This is a genomic window from Enterobacter ludwigii (assembly GCA_023023105.1).
GTDB lineage: Bacteria > Pseudomonadota > Gammaproteobacteria > Enterobacterales > Enterobacteriaceae > Enterobacter > Enterobacter adelaidei.
This window is the reverse complement of the sequence record CP083825.1, coordinates 82,981-98,137: the sequence shown is the minus strand read 5'-3', so window position 1 is coordinate 98,137 and position 15,157 is coordinate 82,981. Positions and strand designations below refer to the sequence as shown.

Here is a 15,157-nt window from a genome sequence, read left to right as displayed (position 1 = left end):
CCAGGATTAGATACAACCGTCAGTTAGTAAGGTCGGTTTGTTTACCTTCACATTTTCCATTTCGCCACCGTGCTGCAAACTCTGATGGCGTCTGATAATTCAGTGCTGAATGTGGACGACACTCGTTATAATCCTGCCGCCAGTCATTAATGATTTTCCTTGCGTGAACGATATCGCTGAACCAGTGCTCATTCAGGCATTCATCGCGAAATCGTCCGTTAAAGCTCTCAATAAATCCGTTCTGCGTTGGCTTACCCGGCTGAATTAAGCGCAACTCAACACCATGCTCAAAAGCCCATTGATCCAGTGCGCGGCAAGTGAACTCCGGCCCCTGGTCAGTTCTTATCGTCGCCGGATAGCCTCGGAACAGTGCAATGCTGTCCAGAATACGCGTGATCTGAGGCTTTGTTGAATAAATCAGCTTCAGGACGAGTGACTCTGTAGCTGACCGGGTTTTCAGGCAATACGCACGCTTTCTGGCATACCAGCCTTCGTTATTTTATTCAGCGCACGCACCATGCCCAAAGCCTCTGCTACCTGACCATCGTAATCACACAGCGTCAGTGAACCTCCGAACAGTTGCTTTACCCTGTACATGGCCGTCTCCGCTATCGAGCGACGGTTGTAATCTGTTGTCCATTTCCACCGGGCATTACTCCCGGTCAGCCGCTGATTCGCTACTGCACGGTTACGGTCTGCGTACTCTACGGGCCAGTAACCCGCTCCTTTTCGGGGCGGGATGAGGGCACTGATTTTCTTGCGCCGCAGTTCATCGTGACAGAGTCGGGTGTCGTAAGCGCCGTCTGCTGCGGCTGCCCTGATTTTTCTGTGTGTCTGCCGGATAAGACCCGGGAAAGCTTCTGAGTCCGTGACGTTGTTCAGAGACAGGTCCGCGCAGATGACTTCATGTGTTCTGCTGTCAACGGCCAGATGCAGCTTCCGCCAGGTACGACGGCGCTCTTTGCCGTGATTTTTGACTTTCCATTTGCCTTCACCAAAAACCTTCAGTCCGGTGGAATCAATCACCAGGTGTGCGATTTCACCCAGGGTGGGTGTTTTGAAACAGACATTAACCGACTTTGCCCGCTTGCTGACACTGCTGTAATCCGGGCAGCGCAACGGAACGTTCATCAGGGCAAAAATGGAATCAATAAAACCCTGCGCAGCCCGCAGGGTCAGCCGGAACAGGCGTTTAATCATCAGGACGGTGGTGATGGCAAGGTCAGAATAACGCTGAGGTCTTCCCCGTGATGAAGGCGTTGCCGACTCATACCAGGCATGAATCGCTTCATCGTCCAGCCAGAAAGGGAGGGAGCCACGGTTGATGAGGGCTTTGTTGTAGGTGGGCCAGTTGGTGATTTTGAACTTTTGCTTTGCCACGGAACGGTCTGTGTTGTCGGGAGGATGCGTGATCTGATCCTTCAACTCAGCAAAAGTTCGATTTATTCAACAAAGCCGTTTGACCGTATCATTCTTAGCCAAATGCGCTAAGGCTAAAATTTAGTATGAGTAGTGATAAGCACTTTTCCTCAACAGGAAAATATCAACCTCCGTTTGCTTAATGAAGGTCTGCTTATCGCTCACAACTGCCCGTCATGCCAGCTCAAAAAACAGGCTTAACGTAGGATATTTTCCGTTTTCCAAGCGGACCCCTATCAAAGGATTTATCTGTCGACCATCGTCATCAAAAGCAGCATCGAGACTGGAGCGTGAAAGATAAATGCCGTTTATGCTGTCATTCAGGGTAACTGCATAGTCGGTAGTTCCAGCACATATCTTTCGCCGTTTCCAGAGCATGGGTCAACCGGAACAGGTCATTCTGCGCAGACAACTCCCCGGAGCTGGAACGCCAGAGGTAGTTCAGCTTACGGGCCAGTTTAGCATTGACGCCCAGCTGTCGGCCCTGTTTCAGAAGCCACTCGATGTCAGGGGCCACGTCACGCGAAAAACGACGTTGCTTCAGTGCTGTCGCCAGCCAGCGGGTGAGAAAGAGATTTTCCTGTACCGGTGACACAACGTCACCGTTTTGCCTGGCTAACGCCAGCGCCACCAAGGCGCACCACGCCAAATGTGCTGATTTTTCTGTCAGATTCACTGGGGAGTTTTTTCCTTTGTTTTGGGAGCTGAATATATCTTAACCGGAGGCGGGTTTCATCCGGAACCGTAGCCCCTGGACTGAACATCAGGTCCGGACTGGCGAGCAGTGCGCAGCCAGTCTTCTGAATGCCGCTTTGCGGCATGGAGGCGCCAGATGAGGTTACATGCGTCTGTGGAGTCAAATGGCGCCGAAAGCCCGACGTAGCCGGTTACCGGACTATAAATTCTGCCCGTTTGCCCCCTGTCCTGGTTAGCTCTACCCCGCTATCTCGCCCTTTCGGGCGAGGTGTAGTCAAGGACACTCCGGTCCGGCGCTGGTTTGATCGCCGGGTTTTAAGGGATGTGGTGATATACGGATCCGTCTCCTATCTTCCGAATCTCGCGTAAGCGTTAACGTCAACCAACGCATCACTAGGGCTACGTCACTTGTGGCTCGTTGATGTTATGAGGTTGCCGTGTCTTCTGCGCTTTCCCCCTCCAACCCCACTAGGACAACTTCCCGCTGGGGCTTGTACGTCAGCATTGTGCTGATTGGCGCTAATCTGCGCGCCCCCATTACGAGCCTCGGGCCGGTTCTTCCCGATATTCAACGCGCCTTACACCTCGGAGGTCTTGGGGCGGAAGCAGCTGGCACCGACGGCAAACATCTCCAATTCAATGCGCAGCTGGCGACAAACCATTTCCATCAATTAGGGCTGGCCGCCTTGTGAATTCCAGAAAACGATCTTGCGAATACCTGTGCGCCAGGCGCTTTTAGCCATTTCAAAACACACTTTCCCCAGAACATCATATGGCAACGAAAGTGTGTCAGGGTAAGCTAGGTGTTCGTCAGATTTACCTACAGGCAAAGTGGCCAACACCAGCATCGGTAAATTGGCAGGCAGTAATTCTACAGCTCGCTCAATAATGCTGGCATTAATGGCAGCAAACACCCGAACCGGCAGATGAGCTCCGTGTTGTTCTACGGCGCAAATAGGTAGTACGGCGACGATATTCGCCATATCCAGTTTACTGAATTCCCGCGTGGTGAGATCACACCACTAGGGAGAAGACGGTTTAAGCATGTTTACCTCCGGTTTTGTCTAACAATAAAAGATACGGTACGTTGCATTTAGGGCATTTTAGACCGGCTCTATGTCCTGCTATGTGCTAACTTTTCCAGTTTAATGGCCTTTCGTCGAGTTGTGTGGCAACAGTGTTGCCACCGGCGGAAATCCGCCGGTTTGAATGCTTTTTTGTTCAGCAGGCGACGAGGTGCCCGTCGCCAAAATCGGTAAAGCGCTGCGGTACTCTCTGATAGCCGATGGGTTTGATCGGTTCTGGTCTTATCGGCATTGCGCTGGTGGCTCGGGGTTGCCGTCTTTGCTGAACGTCAGGTATAGGAACGGCGCTGAGCAAGTGCTGAGTATAAGGATGCTGCGGATGGTGCAACACTCGATCTCGTGGGCCGATCTCCACGAGCTGGCCGCCAAACATCACCGCTACCCGGTGGCAGATGCGCTCCACCACCGCCATATCATGGGAAATAAACAGATAGCTGAGCCGATAGCGCTGACGCAAATCTTCCAGCAGCGTCAGCACCTGCGCCTGTACTGAAACATCCAGCGCGGAAACCGATTCATCGGCGATGATCACTTTCGGGTTCAGCGCCAGCGCGCGGGCAATGCAAATGCGCTGGCGCTGGCCGCCGGAAAACTGGTGCGGATAACGCCGCATCGCTTCCGCTGGCAGGCCGACCTGCTGCAATAGCTGCACCACCCGCTCCGTGCGCTGTTCTGCGGGCATCTGCTCATGAATCAGCAGCGGCTCCCCAACCAGGTCGAAAATAGTTTTGCGCGGATTGAGCGCCGCCCAGGGATCCTGAAACACCATCTGCAAATCGCGGCGTACCGCTCTTAACGCCTCGTCCTTCAGGCCGTGCAGCTCCTGTCCGTTAAGCTGCGCGCTGCCGCTAAATGGCACCATATTCATCAGCGCTTTTGCCGTCGTCGATTTACCGCAGCCGCTTTCACCGACAATGCCCAACGTCTCGCCGGGGAAAAGATCGAAGCTGACGCCATCGACGGCATGGACTTCGCGACGCACGCGCAGGCCGTCGCCGCGCACCGGAAAGCGCACGCTGAGGTCGCGGACGCTGAGCAACGGTCGAGTCGCCTCGACCGGCGCCAGCGCGGGCGCCTGGCCCAGCACCGGTACCGCCTGCAACAGCTGGCGGGTATAAGCCGCCTGCGGCGAGGTAAACAGCGTTTTTGCCGGAGCCTGCTCCATGATTTTGCCGTGACTCATGACCAGCACATCATCGGCCATTTCTGCCACCACTCCCATATCGTGGGTGATCAACAGCAGGCTGGTGGAAAACGCCTGCTGCAGTTCGCGCATCAACTCGAGGATCTGCGCCTGAATAGTGACGTCGAGGGCCGTAGTCGGCTCATCGGCAATCAGCACCTGTGGCTGGCACAGCATTGCCATGGCGATCATCACCCGCTGGCGCATACCGCCGGAAAGCTCGTGCGGATACTGTTGCAGGCGCTTCTCCACATGACTGATTTTGACCGCGTCCAGCATCGTGCTGACCCGGCTGCGCCGTTCACGGCGGCCCAGCACTTCGTGGCGTTGCAGCGTCTCTTCCAGCTGCTGGCCCACCGTCATCAGCGGATTGAGCGAGGTCATCGGTTCCTGAAAAATCATGGCAACCGACTTGCCGCGCAGCAGCTGCATTTGCCGCTCCGGCAGGCTGAGCAAATCCTGGTTATCAAAAATAATCGCGCCGCCTGGAATCTGTGCCTCCTCCGGAAGCAAACCCATGATCGCCAGCGAAGTCAGCGATTTACCGCTGCCCGACTCGCCGGCAATGCACAGAGTTTTTCCCGGCCAGAGCGCAAAGCTGACGTCATCCACCACCCGCTGTGTACCAAACTGGATCGACAGGCGCTCGACCGAGAGCAGCGGCGCCGGAAATAGGACTGCTGACATAACGCTCCTAATTAAACACGCTGTTGGGAAAATAGAACGACACCACCCAGTTAGGCCGATCGACGATTTCGCTGATGCGCAGATCGCCGCACACGGAGCAGAGCATATAGGCCTCTTCCGCCGACATCCCTTGTTCGCGGCACAGCGCATCGATGGTATAGCTTACCGCGTCGCGGGCGGCGGTCATCAGGTCAGGGCCAATGCCGGTGAAGGCGCTGTAGCCGTGCCGATCCAGATGTTGGGTCACTGGGCCAGGGGTGGCGAAACGCGGCGTTTTCAGCGGCATATCTTTAACCACTTCCAGCTTCACCACCACGTCCATCGCGCTTTCAATCGCCGTGCCGCAGACTTCACCATCGCCCTGCGCGGCGTGGGTGTCACCAATAGAAAACAACGCGCCTTCTACTTCCACCGGTAGCCATAATGTGCAGCCAGCGGCCAGATCGCGAATATCCAGATTGCCGCCCACGCGGCGCGGCGGCACCACCGAATGATGGCCCGCGGCGGCGGGAGCGACGCCGAGGGTACCGGCGAAGGGTTTCAGCGGTACGCGGCCATATCGGCCAAAGGCGCAGGGGGTTAAGCCCTGGCGGTCATATTGCCACAGCGTCAGCGCCGGATCAGAAAACTGATCGGCCAGCAGGCCGAAGCCCGGGATATTCGCAGTCCAGCCAAAGCCGCTGGGACGAAAGGATTCCAGCGTCACCTTTAGCGCATCGCCCGGCTGAGCGCCTTCCACATAGACCGGGCCACTGACCGGGTTGAGCTTATCAAACGGCAGCGTTGGGATATCCGCTGCGGTAGAACCGGCGTTGAACCAGCCGTTAGCCGCATCCAGGCAGTGAAACTCCAGTTGGCTGCCGGAAGCTACGTGCAGGACCGGGCTCAGGCTGTTATCCCAGCCGAAATGATGTTGAGCATGATGAATGGTCTTCACCAGACAATTTTGGCACATCCTGACTCTCCTTTAAGCAGCGGCGCCATCCCGGCGCCATCAAATTATTTCAGTCCGATATAGTCGTAGTTGACTGGTACATGCACTGGATCGACATACAGAGCGTCCTCGCCCCCCATGCGTGCGGAATGTACGGTGTAGCGCTTCTCGTTGAATACCGGCACCCAGGGCGCGTCATCCATTGCAGTGATGAAGATTTTGCGCCAGGCTTCAATGCGCGCGTCCTGCTGGTCGGGTTTCACCATGCTGTCCGCCGCGGCCGCCTGCGCGTCCAGCGCTTTGTTGCAGTAGCGCGCCCAGTTCCAGCCGCCCTCTACCGCCCCGGCGCAGCCGAGGATCGGGCCATAGAAGTTGGAGGGATCCGGGAAATCGGCGATCCACGCCATGCCGCCGGACCAGACCATCGGCGCTTGGCTGGCGGAGCCGCCCGCCGCAATCACATTCGCCTGCGCCAGGGATTTGATGCTGGCGTGGATGCCCACTTTGGCCAGATCCTGCTGGATAGACTGGGCGATACGCGGCTGCGGATCGGTATTCATCACGTACAGTTCGGTAGCAAAACCGTTGGGGAAACCCGCTTCGCTGAGCAGTTGCTTCGCTTTTGCCGGGTCGTAGCTGAAACCCTGATATGCCTTGTCATAACCGGGCATGGCGGGTGGCAGTGGCTGGTTGGCCGGCGCCGCGCGTCCATTAATGATGCGCACGATGCGATCTTTGTTGACCGCCATGTTCACCGCCTGGCGGACTTTGAGATTATCGAAAGGCGGCAGCGTGGTTTTCATCGTCACGTAGCCGGTCTGCAACTGGTCGCCGGTGACCATCAGGCCCTTATAGGCCGGGTTGTTTTTAAACGACAGAAACTGTGCGGGCGGTACGCCGTCGCCGGCAATATCCACTTCGCCTTTTTCCAGCCGCAGCAGAGCGACCGAGGGATCCTGTCCCATTTCGAACTTTATGTGATCCAGCCGCGGCACGCCGGCTTTAAAGTAGTTCGGGTTTTTGCGGAAGATCAGCTCCTGGCCCAGCTTCCACTCCTGGAGCTCAAACGCGCCGCTGCCGACCGGATGCTTGCCGAAGTCGGCGCCCCATTTCTCCACCTCCTCACGGGGAACCACCGAGGCAAAGTTCAGCGCCAGCACATGCAGGAAGGTGGCGTTGGGCTCTTTCAGAGTGATTTTTACCGTATGATCGTCGACGACCTCGATACCGCTCAGGGTCGTGCTTTTACCGCTGGCCTCCTCGTCATAGCCCGCGATGGGACTGAAGAACCCGGCGCCCGGACTTTGGGTTTTCGGGTTGACTGTGCGTTCCAGAGAATATTTCACGTCCGCCGCCGTGACCTCGCGGCCGTTGTGGAATTTCACCCCTTTGCGTAGCACAAAGGTGTAGACCTTGCCGTCCTCGGAAATGGCGTAGCTCTCCGCCAGGTCGTTCACCAACTCGGTGGTGCCGGGACGATAGTCCATCAGGCCGTCGAACAGGCTTTTGATCATCGACCAGTTTTGCCAGTCATAGCCAATGGCCGGATCGAGGGTCGCCACGTCGTTCTGGTAGGTCACCACGATATCGCCGCCGGTCTTCTCGTCAGCCTGCGCGCCATAAGAGAAACAGGCCGCGGCCACCGCCATTGTCAATAACGCATTTTTCATCATCTTCCCCTGCTACTTTTTGACATCAATGCGCGGATCGACCCACGGCAGCACCAGATCCGCAATAAGGTTGCCGCCAACAATGGCAACCGCTGACACGGTGGTTACCCCGACAATCACCGGGATATCCACCTGTTGAATCGCCTGCCAGGCCAGCTGACCGATACCCGGCCAGCCAAAGACCGATTCGACTACCACCAGTCCGCCCATAAAAATGCCGATATCAATGCCTATCATCGGAATTAGCGGCAGCACGGCATTCGGCAGCACGTGACGCAGCAGTACGCGGGTTCGGCCCAGCCCTTTGGCCCGCGCGGTACGGATAAAATCCTGATGCAGCACCTCAATCATCGACGAGCGCAACATGCGTGAATACCAGCCGCTGCCGAGCAGGCCGAGGGTTAGCGCCGGTAGCGCCAGATGGCTGAAGCCGCCATAGCCTCCCATCGGGAACCAGTTGAGTACCACGGCGAAAAGATAGAGAAAAAGCATCGCGGCGATGAACTGCGGCGCCGAAACACCGATAAAGGAGAGCGCCATCAGAAGCCGGTCCGCCAGCCCGCCGCGTTTTAACGCCGCCAGGGTGCCGAGGGCGATCCCCAGTACCAACTCGCAGAGAATACCCGCCGCCATCAGCTGCAGTGACGGCCCGATACGGGCGGAAACCAGTTCACTCACTTCGCTGCGCTGAATAAACGAGCGTCCCAGATCGCCGTGCAGCAGCCCCTGCAGATAACGCCAATATTGCTGATAAAACGGCAGATCCAACCCCAACTGATGGCGGATGTTTTCGACTACTTCCGGCGTGGCACTGCGCCCGGCGATTTGGCGCGCTGGATCGGCGGGCAACATAAACAGCAGCAAATAGCAGATCAACGTAACGCCAAGCAGGATCAGCCCGGCATGCAACAGACGTTTTCCCAGAAATAGCATTAGTTTCGTCCTTTTAAGCCGGGATCGAGGGCGTCGCGCAGGGCGTCACCAGCGATATTGAAAGAGAGCGACAGCAGCACAATCGCCGCGCCGGGAAAGAACACCAGCCAGGGAGCCGAAGTAAAATAGCTCTGGCTTTCAAAGATGATGTTGCCCCAACTCGGCGTTGGCGGCTGTACCCCCACCCCGAGGAACGATAGAGTAGCTTCCAGCAGGACTGTGGTGGAGATGCCTAGTGTGGCCCAGACCAGCACCGTTGGCGCCAGATGTGGAATTAAATGCACGCCGAGAATACGCAACGTTCCGGCCCCCAGGGTGCGTTCCACGGCGATAAAGTCGCGGGCGCTAAGCGCGCTAGTTTCGGCGTAGATAACCCTGGCGATCTGCACCCAGTTCACCATGGCGATCACCAGGGACACGATCCAGACACTTGGCTGGAAAATCGCCGCCAGGGCAATCGCCAGCAGCAGTGCGGGAAACGCCATCATCAGATCGGTAAAGCGCATCAGCAGCCCTCCGATACGCCCCTGCAGATAACCTGCGCTAAGCCCTACCAGGACGCCGATCAGTACTGCAGTGCCGTTGGCGACAACACCGATGAGTAACGAAGTACGAGCTCCGTAAATTAAACGCGAGAAGAGATCGCGTCCCAGCAGATCGGTTCCCAGCCAGTAAGTGCTGTTGGGAGAAAGCGGTGCGCCTTCCAGGCTCAGTCCCTCGACAAACTGTTCATCGGGATCGAAGGGGGTGAGCCAGGGGGCAAACAGCGCGCTCATCACCACCAGGAGAATAAACAGCAGCGAGAGCAGCAGGGCTGGCCGGCGCAGAAAATATCCGACTCTATTCATTGTGCTCCCCGCTTGCCGGACGACATTCGTAGCAGCCACTTCTGCGCCACCTGTGCCACCGACTGGTTCGTACACATTGATTCCGAGCGCAGGCGAACCCATGCCTGTTGTTCATCAATACTTTCCGCTTGCATCTGGGCCGCCAGAGCTTGGGTAATCTGCGGCATTGCTGCCAGACGCTGGCGCAGTAGCATCTGTTGCTGTTGAATGTCATGCAACTGCTGACGCAGCCCCACTGCCATCATCAGGGTGGTATAGATGGCTCGCTGTGTAATAGGCTTGGTAAGGAGCGCTGTTGCCCCTAACTCCAGCGCGCGCTGTACCTGGTAAAGTCCCTCATGTGAGGTCAGCGCGATCACCGGTATTCCCGCCAGATTGATCTGGCTCAGGGTTAGCGGGCTGGCGAATGCCTCCAGTTCCACCAGTACTGCACAGGGGGTGAGAGGAGGTAAAGCCTCATCTCCGGTCAGGTGATGCCAGCGGATACCCATCCGCGTCAGGTTTTTTTCCAGCGCTTCGCGACTCCTTGCTTCACAGTCTACCAGCAGGAGCGGCTGAGCATCTAAATCCGGGGACAGCAGCGTTTTCATTTAACAATCCTCAGAGCAGGTCTGGCTGCAACCGTTCGGCTTTCACGTAGCTCGGTCGCGGAGAGATAGGGATCGGGCATAACCGGCAGCGGTTCGCGATGCAGTATCTGAAAGCAAGTTTGTTGCAACTCAGCGATGTAGCAGGGCAAACAGGCGTGGTTGTTTCGAGCCATTACTGAGCGAGCGCCCGGAGAATCAACGTCGTGCTGACGATGCAGTGCCGCCAGCACCGCACCCGGCTCGCTGTTTCCGGCCTCGCGCAGGCTATTGGCAAACAGCCTTACTGCCCGCCAGCCGCCGATATAGTAGTGGGAGATGCGCTGTACGCCATGTTGCAGGTGCTGCCGCGCGCAAAAATCGAGATCGACGCTCTCAAAAAACGGTCCGCAGGAAAGCAAACGTACCGCCCTTAGTGGCGCGACTTCGGCGACTTCGGCTTCGGTAAAATTACAGCTGAGCACCGCTAACGTCCGCCGATCGCGAAGACAGGCCTCGTCCAGTGCGCGCAGAAACGCATAAGAGGTTTCGCCTACCAGGTTATTGAGCACAAAATCTACCTCTGTGCTGAGAATCGCCTCAATCAACTCGGTCACGTTGCTGTTTCTCAGGTGCAGATATTTTTCGCCCACCACCGTACCGCCGGAACCTTCCACTACCTCACGGGCGATACGATTGCTTTCCCAGCCCCAGACGTAGTTAGAGCCGATCAGCCAGGAGCGATTTCCGAACATATCCAGCGCCAGCCGCAGGAGTGGCAGCAGAGTCTGGTTCGGACAACCGCCCAGATATACGACCTGCTCGCAGCTCTCGAACCCCTCGTAAGGACAGCCATACCACAGCAGCAGGTTATGCTGCTCCAGGTCCGGGATAATCTCCTTCCGACTGGCAGAGGTAATGGTTCCGAAGATATGGCGGATGCCGTGAGCGATAAAGGTGCTCACCGCTTCACTGTAGGCTGCGAGTTCACCCGCAGGGTTGATATGTCGGGCCCGCAGCTGAAAAGGATAAGCAGGATCGGCATTGATTTCCTCTAAGGCATGGCGCGCACCAAGCAGTGTGCTGTTCGCCAGGTGGCTGTAGGTACCTTCTGTGGAAAGCAAAATTCCAATATCAATAGTTTGCACGTATGTTTGCTCTCTGCATTAATAAAAAAGCCTGATTGTCCTTATTAGGACAATCAGGCTTCATTACCTGTCGATATTTAATGGATTCAAGGCTTAAGGGTTGCCCCTGCTTGCATATACCCGACATGAAAAATTCATGCCATTTTTAAAGCACAGTTAAATCAATGGATTATTTATTTTTGGAGACACTTTTGCACCAATGGGATGCGGCTTGCTCAGTTATGGTGCAATTTTCTGATGCAGTCTGGTCTCTTCAACATGAGGTGGAGTAATGCACACCTGTTTTAGTTCCACGCACTTTTTGAGAGTTCCGGTTTTTCAGCCATCAGCAGGTGATCCTCCGGCGTCAGGTTATTCAGGGATTCATGGGGACGCTCTGGATGGAAGATCCTCGTGACGAAGCCGAATTTGCCCCCGGCCACGTGCTTTTTTTCGAGCGTAATGTTGTCCATGCATTACCAACCCTTCTTGAAGAACCCGTAATATTTCTGTCATTGGCCAGCCCTCGTCGTGATCCTGAAGATATTACCTTTGTTGACCCGAAAGATGGCACTGCCAGAACCTTTATGGCCAGAAATAATGAGTCAGCATAATTTATTTCCTAGTCCATTCATATGAAAACACTGGCGGAAGAGGGCTATGCACCGAGGTAAAGGGAGGCAATCCGTCGTCAGATGAAGTGGTTTACTGAATTTGGCCACCTGAACAGAGGTGATATGCTCACCTCAGAACAACACAGGTGTCATAATGAAAAAAAGAAATTTCAGCGCAGAGTTTAAACGCGAATCCGCTCAACTGGTCGTTGACCAGAACTACACCGTGGCAGATGCAGCCAGCGCTATGGATGTCGGCCTTTCCACAATGACGCGATGGGTGAAACAATTACGTGATGAACGGCAGGGCAAAACACCAAAAGCCTCCCCCATTACCCCGGAACAAATTGAAATCCGTGAGCTCAGGAAAAAGCTACAACGTATTGAAATGGAAAATGAAATATTAAAAAAGGCTACTGTAGATTCAATCTGTCAACGCAACACCCCTTTCAATTATCTCTTTAGGTGTTTTGAACTTCAGTGTCTTTCTCGGTCTGTTGTTTAGCTGAGCTGCAACCTGATCCAGCTCATGCTGAGTATATTGGGCAAGGCATGTCTTTTTGGGAAAGTACTGTCGGATTAGCCCATTAGTGTTCTCGTTTGTTCCCCGCTGCCAGGGGCTCTGAGGATCGCAGAAGTAAACTTTAACTCCTGTGCTGTCAGTAAATTCCAGATGTCTGGCCAGCTCCATTCCTCTGTCCCATGTCAGTGATCGCCGGAGTTCAGGTGGTAGGCTCAGGAATTTATCTGTAAGAGCCTGATTCACTGATAAAGCGTCTTTGCCCCTGAGTCTCAGGATGATCGTATAACGTGATTTTCGGTCTACAAGTGTGGCTATATGAGAGTTTTTTGTACCCGAGACTAAATCGCCTTCCCAGTGTCCCAGAGAGCGTCTGTTATCGATATGCCGGGAACGTTCGTGGATTGGCGTTCCGTTCACTATGTTGATAGTGCCTCTTTCACCTTTGCGAGTATGGCGCCTGCCATGACGGAGGCTGTGCGATCGGCGCAGATGCTGTACGTTCAGGTGGTGTAGCGCTTCACGACTACGAAAGTAAAGCGTCTTATAAATTGTCTCAGGTGATATTCGTAGTGTTTTTTGACGCGGTTTCGCTCGCCTTAACCATCCTGATATTTGCTCTGGGGACCACTTCATCTCAAGCTTTTCCAGAACAAGCTCTCGCAACGGCATATTCTGATCCAGTAAGCACGGTTTTGGTCTTTTAGCCATCCTGTTGGCCCGGTTATTCGCATCAACGGCTTTGTAATAGCGCCTGCCACGATTACGCTGGACTTCACGTGAGATTGTCGAAGGGCTACGATTCAGCATTGTAGCGATGGCTCGAATGCTCATTTTAGCTGACAGACCGGCTCGTATTTCCTCGCGCTCAGACAGCGTCAGGTGAGCAACAGCTCGCTTGCGCTCATTGGGTTTTATGCCGCCAGTATCTCTTAACATCGTGAAGATGGTTCCTGGTTTCGAACCCAGGATATTAGCTATCTCACTGAAGCCTTTTCCGTTCTTCCACAGTTCAAAAACAGATGTTTTTTCCTTTGCTGTAAATGTCCGTCTCATCCAACAATCCTCCGCAACTACATGTTTTCACATGACTGTTGCGTTGACCAATTGAATCTACAACCGCGCTCTTGATGTCAGACTCCCTGAACAGTTCTCGATAATCGGGAAACTCAGGGCGCGTTATCCTGTGGCCACTCTCTGCCATGTGTTCGGGGTTCATCGCAGCAGCTACAAATACTGGAAAAACCGTCCTGAAAAGCCAGACGGCAGACGGGCTGTATTACGCAGCCAGGTACTTGAACTGCATGGCATCAGCCACGGCTCTGCCGGAGCAAGAAGCATCGCCACAATGGCAAGCCGGGGTGTCCGGATCATGCAGAAGGTTCGCCTGATTCTCCATGACGTTGAGTGCAAACATCTTCTGCTTACGTGTTTCCTGCTGTTCCTGCAGCTTATTACTGACGGTCACCAGAATCTCCGGGTGAGATACCAGATAGTCGGCAGCGATTTCGCCGATACGAGCTTCCTGCTCCGGGCTGAATACCGGCTGAGGTGCTGAAGCGTGTGCCGTTGAAATAAAGCTAATGTATGTTGTAACTATTAATGCGGCTAATTTTTTTGCTTTCATTGTCTGATTCTCATGGTTAAAAGGGGGATTTCAGAAAATGCTAACGCCGTGGTGATTCAGTACCAGAATAAGCCGTATGTTCGGCTGAACGGCGGCGACTGGGTGCCCTATCCGCAGTAGGTTATTTCCCCTCGCCCTGGCCCTCTCCCCAAAGAGGAGAGGGGACCGTTCGTGCTCGCATTTTTGTGGGGATTCCTCACCCCTCAAGGGAGAGGGTGAGGAGATATCACCAGGAAAAGCGGAAAATTACTGTTGCTGCTGTGCCAGCCAGACCAACATTTTCAGACTGGCAGAATAATAATCATCCTGTGCGTTGATTTGCGGCTCGCCAGACGTTTGACCCATCGTCAAATCACGTACCGCCAGCAAACCGCCATTCATATTGTACGGGGCGGTATCGTTGGTTGTAACGTTCACCCAGGCCGGGGTGCGGCTACGATCATAACCCTGCCACCAGTTGCGCCACGGCGTCAGCAGCGAACTTTGCGGGTTCCACCATGAGAGATACAACGGAATACGAATGGCGTCGAAACTCATGCGCGGCGGCCACTCTTTAGCAGGGCTCAGTTTGCCATCCGCCGACAGTGATACCCAGTCGGTAGGCAAATGCGATTGACCCCAGCCCATTTTGCCAAGCAGTGTAGTGCTATCACGGATCAGATCATTCCAGACCACCAGATGGCTACGGTTGGCGAACGCTTTCCATGCCGGGAAGATAAAATAGGACGGGTTCAGGTTCACATAACTGTTGAGATTGAACCCCTTCGCCCCCGGCAGCATCACCCGATAACCCGCATAATTGATCACCGTATGTTTAATCATCGCCTGGGTAATGGCATCCGATGCGGTGGCATAGCTGTTATCATTCCAGCGCTGACTGGCTTTTAACAACGCCCATGCAATTAACGCATCGCCATCCGTTGCGTCATTCTTATCGGCAATCGGATCCGGCTCGACGGGATTAAAACGCCAGTAGAACAGACCATTGTCCTTGTTCCTGAGCGTCTTATCTGTCCATCCCCAGATGCGGTCAAACGCCGCTTTATCATTGCTGGCCACCGCCATCAGCATGGCGAAACCCTGGCCTTCCGTGTGAGAGACGTTTTTATTGCCGGTATCAACAATACGGCCATCCGTCATCAGAAAGCGCGCTTTGTACGCTTCCCAGGCCTGTCCCGCCTGTGAAAACGAGGAAAAAAGCACACTAACCATCATCACCATCATGGCGAAAACGCGTTTAAACATACT

11 protein-coding genes and 7 pseudogenes are annotated in these 15,157 nt (G+C 54.8%); 3 read left to right on the top strand and 15 right to left on the bottom strand.

The window, feature by feature from the left end:
- Positions 1-19: 19 nt before the first annotated feature.
- The 12 genes and pseudogenes from LCD46_23210 to LCD46_23155 all read right to left on the bottom strand — a co-directional run bounded on the left by LCD46_23210 (position 20) and on the right by LCD46_23155 (position 11,555).
- Positions 20-400, bottom strand: a pseudogene (locus LCD46_23210) (integrase core domain-containing protein).
- A gap of 56 nt (positions 401-456) precedes the next feature.
- A complete protein-coding gene (locus LCD46_23205; GenBank protein UOY73061.1) occupies positions 457-1,425 on the bottom strand; it encodes an IS5 family transposase in 969 nt (322 codons plus the stop codon).
- A gap of 168 nt (positions 1,426-1,593) precedes the next feature.
- Positions 1,594-2,095: pseudogene (locus tag LCD46_23200) on the bottom strand (DUF2913 family protein).
- 691 nt (positions 2,096-2,786) lie between these two features.
- Complete coding sequence (locus tag LCD46_23195) at positions 2,787-3,104, bottom strand: creatininase family protein (protein ID UOY73153.1); 318 nt, start codon at positions 3,102-3,104, stop codon at positions 2,787-2,789.
- Positions 3,105-3,336: 232 nt separating this feature from the next.
- Positions 3,337-5,070: an ABC transporter ATP-binding protein gene (locus tag LCD46_23190; protein UOY73060.1), complete on the bottom strand. Its 1,734-nt coding sequence runs from the start codon at positions 5,068-5,070 to the stop codon at positions 3,337-3,339.
- 7 nt (positions 5,071-5,077) lie between these two features.
- A complete protein-coding gene (locus LCD46_23185) occupies positions 5,078-6,025 on the bottom strand; it encodes an acetamidase/formamidase family protein (GenBank protein ID UOY73059.1) in 948 nt (315 codons plus the stop codon).
- Positions 6,026-6,069: 44 nt separating this feature from the next.
- Positions 6,070-7,674, bottom strand: coding sequence for an ABC transporter substrate-binding protein (locus tag LCD46_23180; GenBank protein UOY73152.1), 1,605 nt, complete (start codon positions 7,672-7,674; stop codon positions 6,070-6,072).
- A gap of 12 nt (positions 7,675-7,686) precedes the next feature.
- On the bottom strand, positions 7,687-8,607 hold the full coding sequence (locus tag LCD46_23175; GenBank protein ID UOY73058.1) for an ABC transporter permease: 921 nt from the start codon (positions 8,605-8,607) through the stop codon (positions 7,687-7,689).
- Positions 8,607-9,455: an ABC transporter permease gene (locus tag LCD46_23170; protein UOY73057.1), complete on the bottom strand. Its 849-nt coding sequence runs from the start codon at positions 9,453-9,455 to the stop codon at positions 8,607-8,609. Before LCD46_23170 ends, LCD46_23175 begins: the two co-directional genes overlap by 1 nt.
- Entirely contained in the window at positions 9,452-10,045 is a 594-nt protein-coding gene (locus LCD46_23165) for an ANTAR domain-containing protein (protein UOY73056.1), read from the bottom strand. Before LCD46_23165 ends, LCD46_23170 begins: the two co-directional genes overlap by 4 nt.
- Positions 10,042-11,169 (bottom strand): transporter substrate-binding protein, encoded by a 1,128-nt coding sequence (locus LCD46_23160; GenBank protein ID UOY73055.1) that lies wholly within the window; start codon positions 11,167-11,169, stop codon positions 10,042-10,044. The genes LCD46_23165 and LCD46_23160 overlap by 4 nt, the downstream gene beginning before the upstream one ends.
- 284 nt (positions 11,170-11,453) lie before the next feature.
- Positions 11,454-11,555, bottom strand: a pseudogene (locus LCD46_23155) (integrase).
- A 361-nt stretch (positions 11,556-11,916) separates the two neighbouring features.
- Here LCD46_23155 and LCD46_23150 point away from each other — a divergent pair.
- Positions 11,917-12,174, top strand: a pseudogene (locus tag LCD46_23150) (transposase).
- 12 nt (positions 12,175-12,186) lie between these two features.
- On the opposite strand, the gene LCD46_23145 reads toward LCD46_23150, so the two are convergent.
- Entirely contained in the window at positions 12,187-13,338 is a 1,152-nt protein-coding gene (locus tag LCD46_23145; GenBank protein ID UOY73054.1) for an IS30 family transposase, read from the bottom strand.
- Between the two features lie 64 nt (positions 13,339-13,402).
- Here LCD46_23145 and LCD46_23140 point away from each other — a divergent pair.
- A pseudogene (locus LCD46_23140) lies at positions 13,403-13,645 on the top strand (IS3 family transposase).
- Here LCD46_23140 and LCD46_23135 read toward each other — a convergent pair.
- Positions 13,637-13,909, bottom strand: a pseudogene (locus LCD46_23135) (DsbA family protein). The pseudogenes LCD46_23140 and LCD46_23135 overlap by 9 nt on opposite strands.
- Positions 13,910-13,939: 30 nt before the next feature.
- Here LCD46_23135 and LCD46_23130 point away from each other — a divergent pair.
- A pseudogene (locus tag LCD46_23130) lies at positions 13,940-14,029 on the top strand (cellulose biosynthesis protein BcsG).
- Between the two features lie 126 nt (positions 14,030-14,155).
- Here the strand turns inward: LCD46_23130 and LCD46_23125 are convergent.
- The gene (locus LCD46_23125) at positions 14,156-15,154 is read right to left on the bottom strand and encodes an endoglucanase (GenBank protein UOY73053.1); all 999 of its coding nucleotides are present in this window, start codon (positions 15,152-15,154) and stop codon (positions 14,156-14,158) included.
- Between the last annotated feature and the right edge of the window lie 3 nt (positions 15,155-15,157).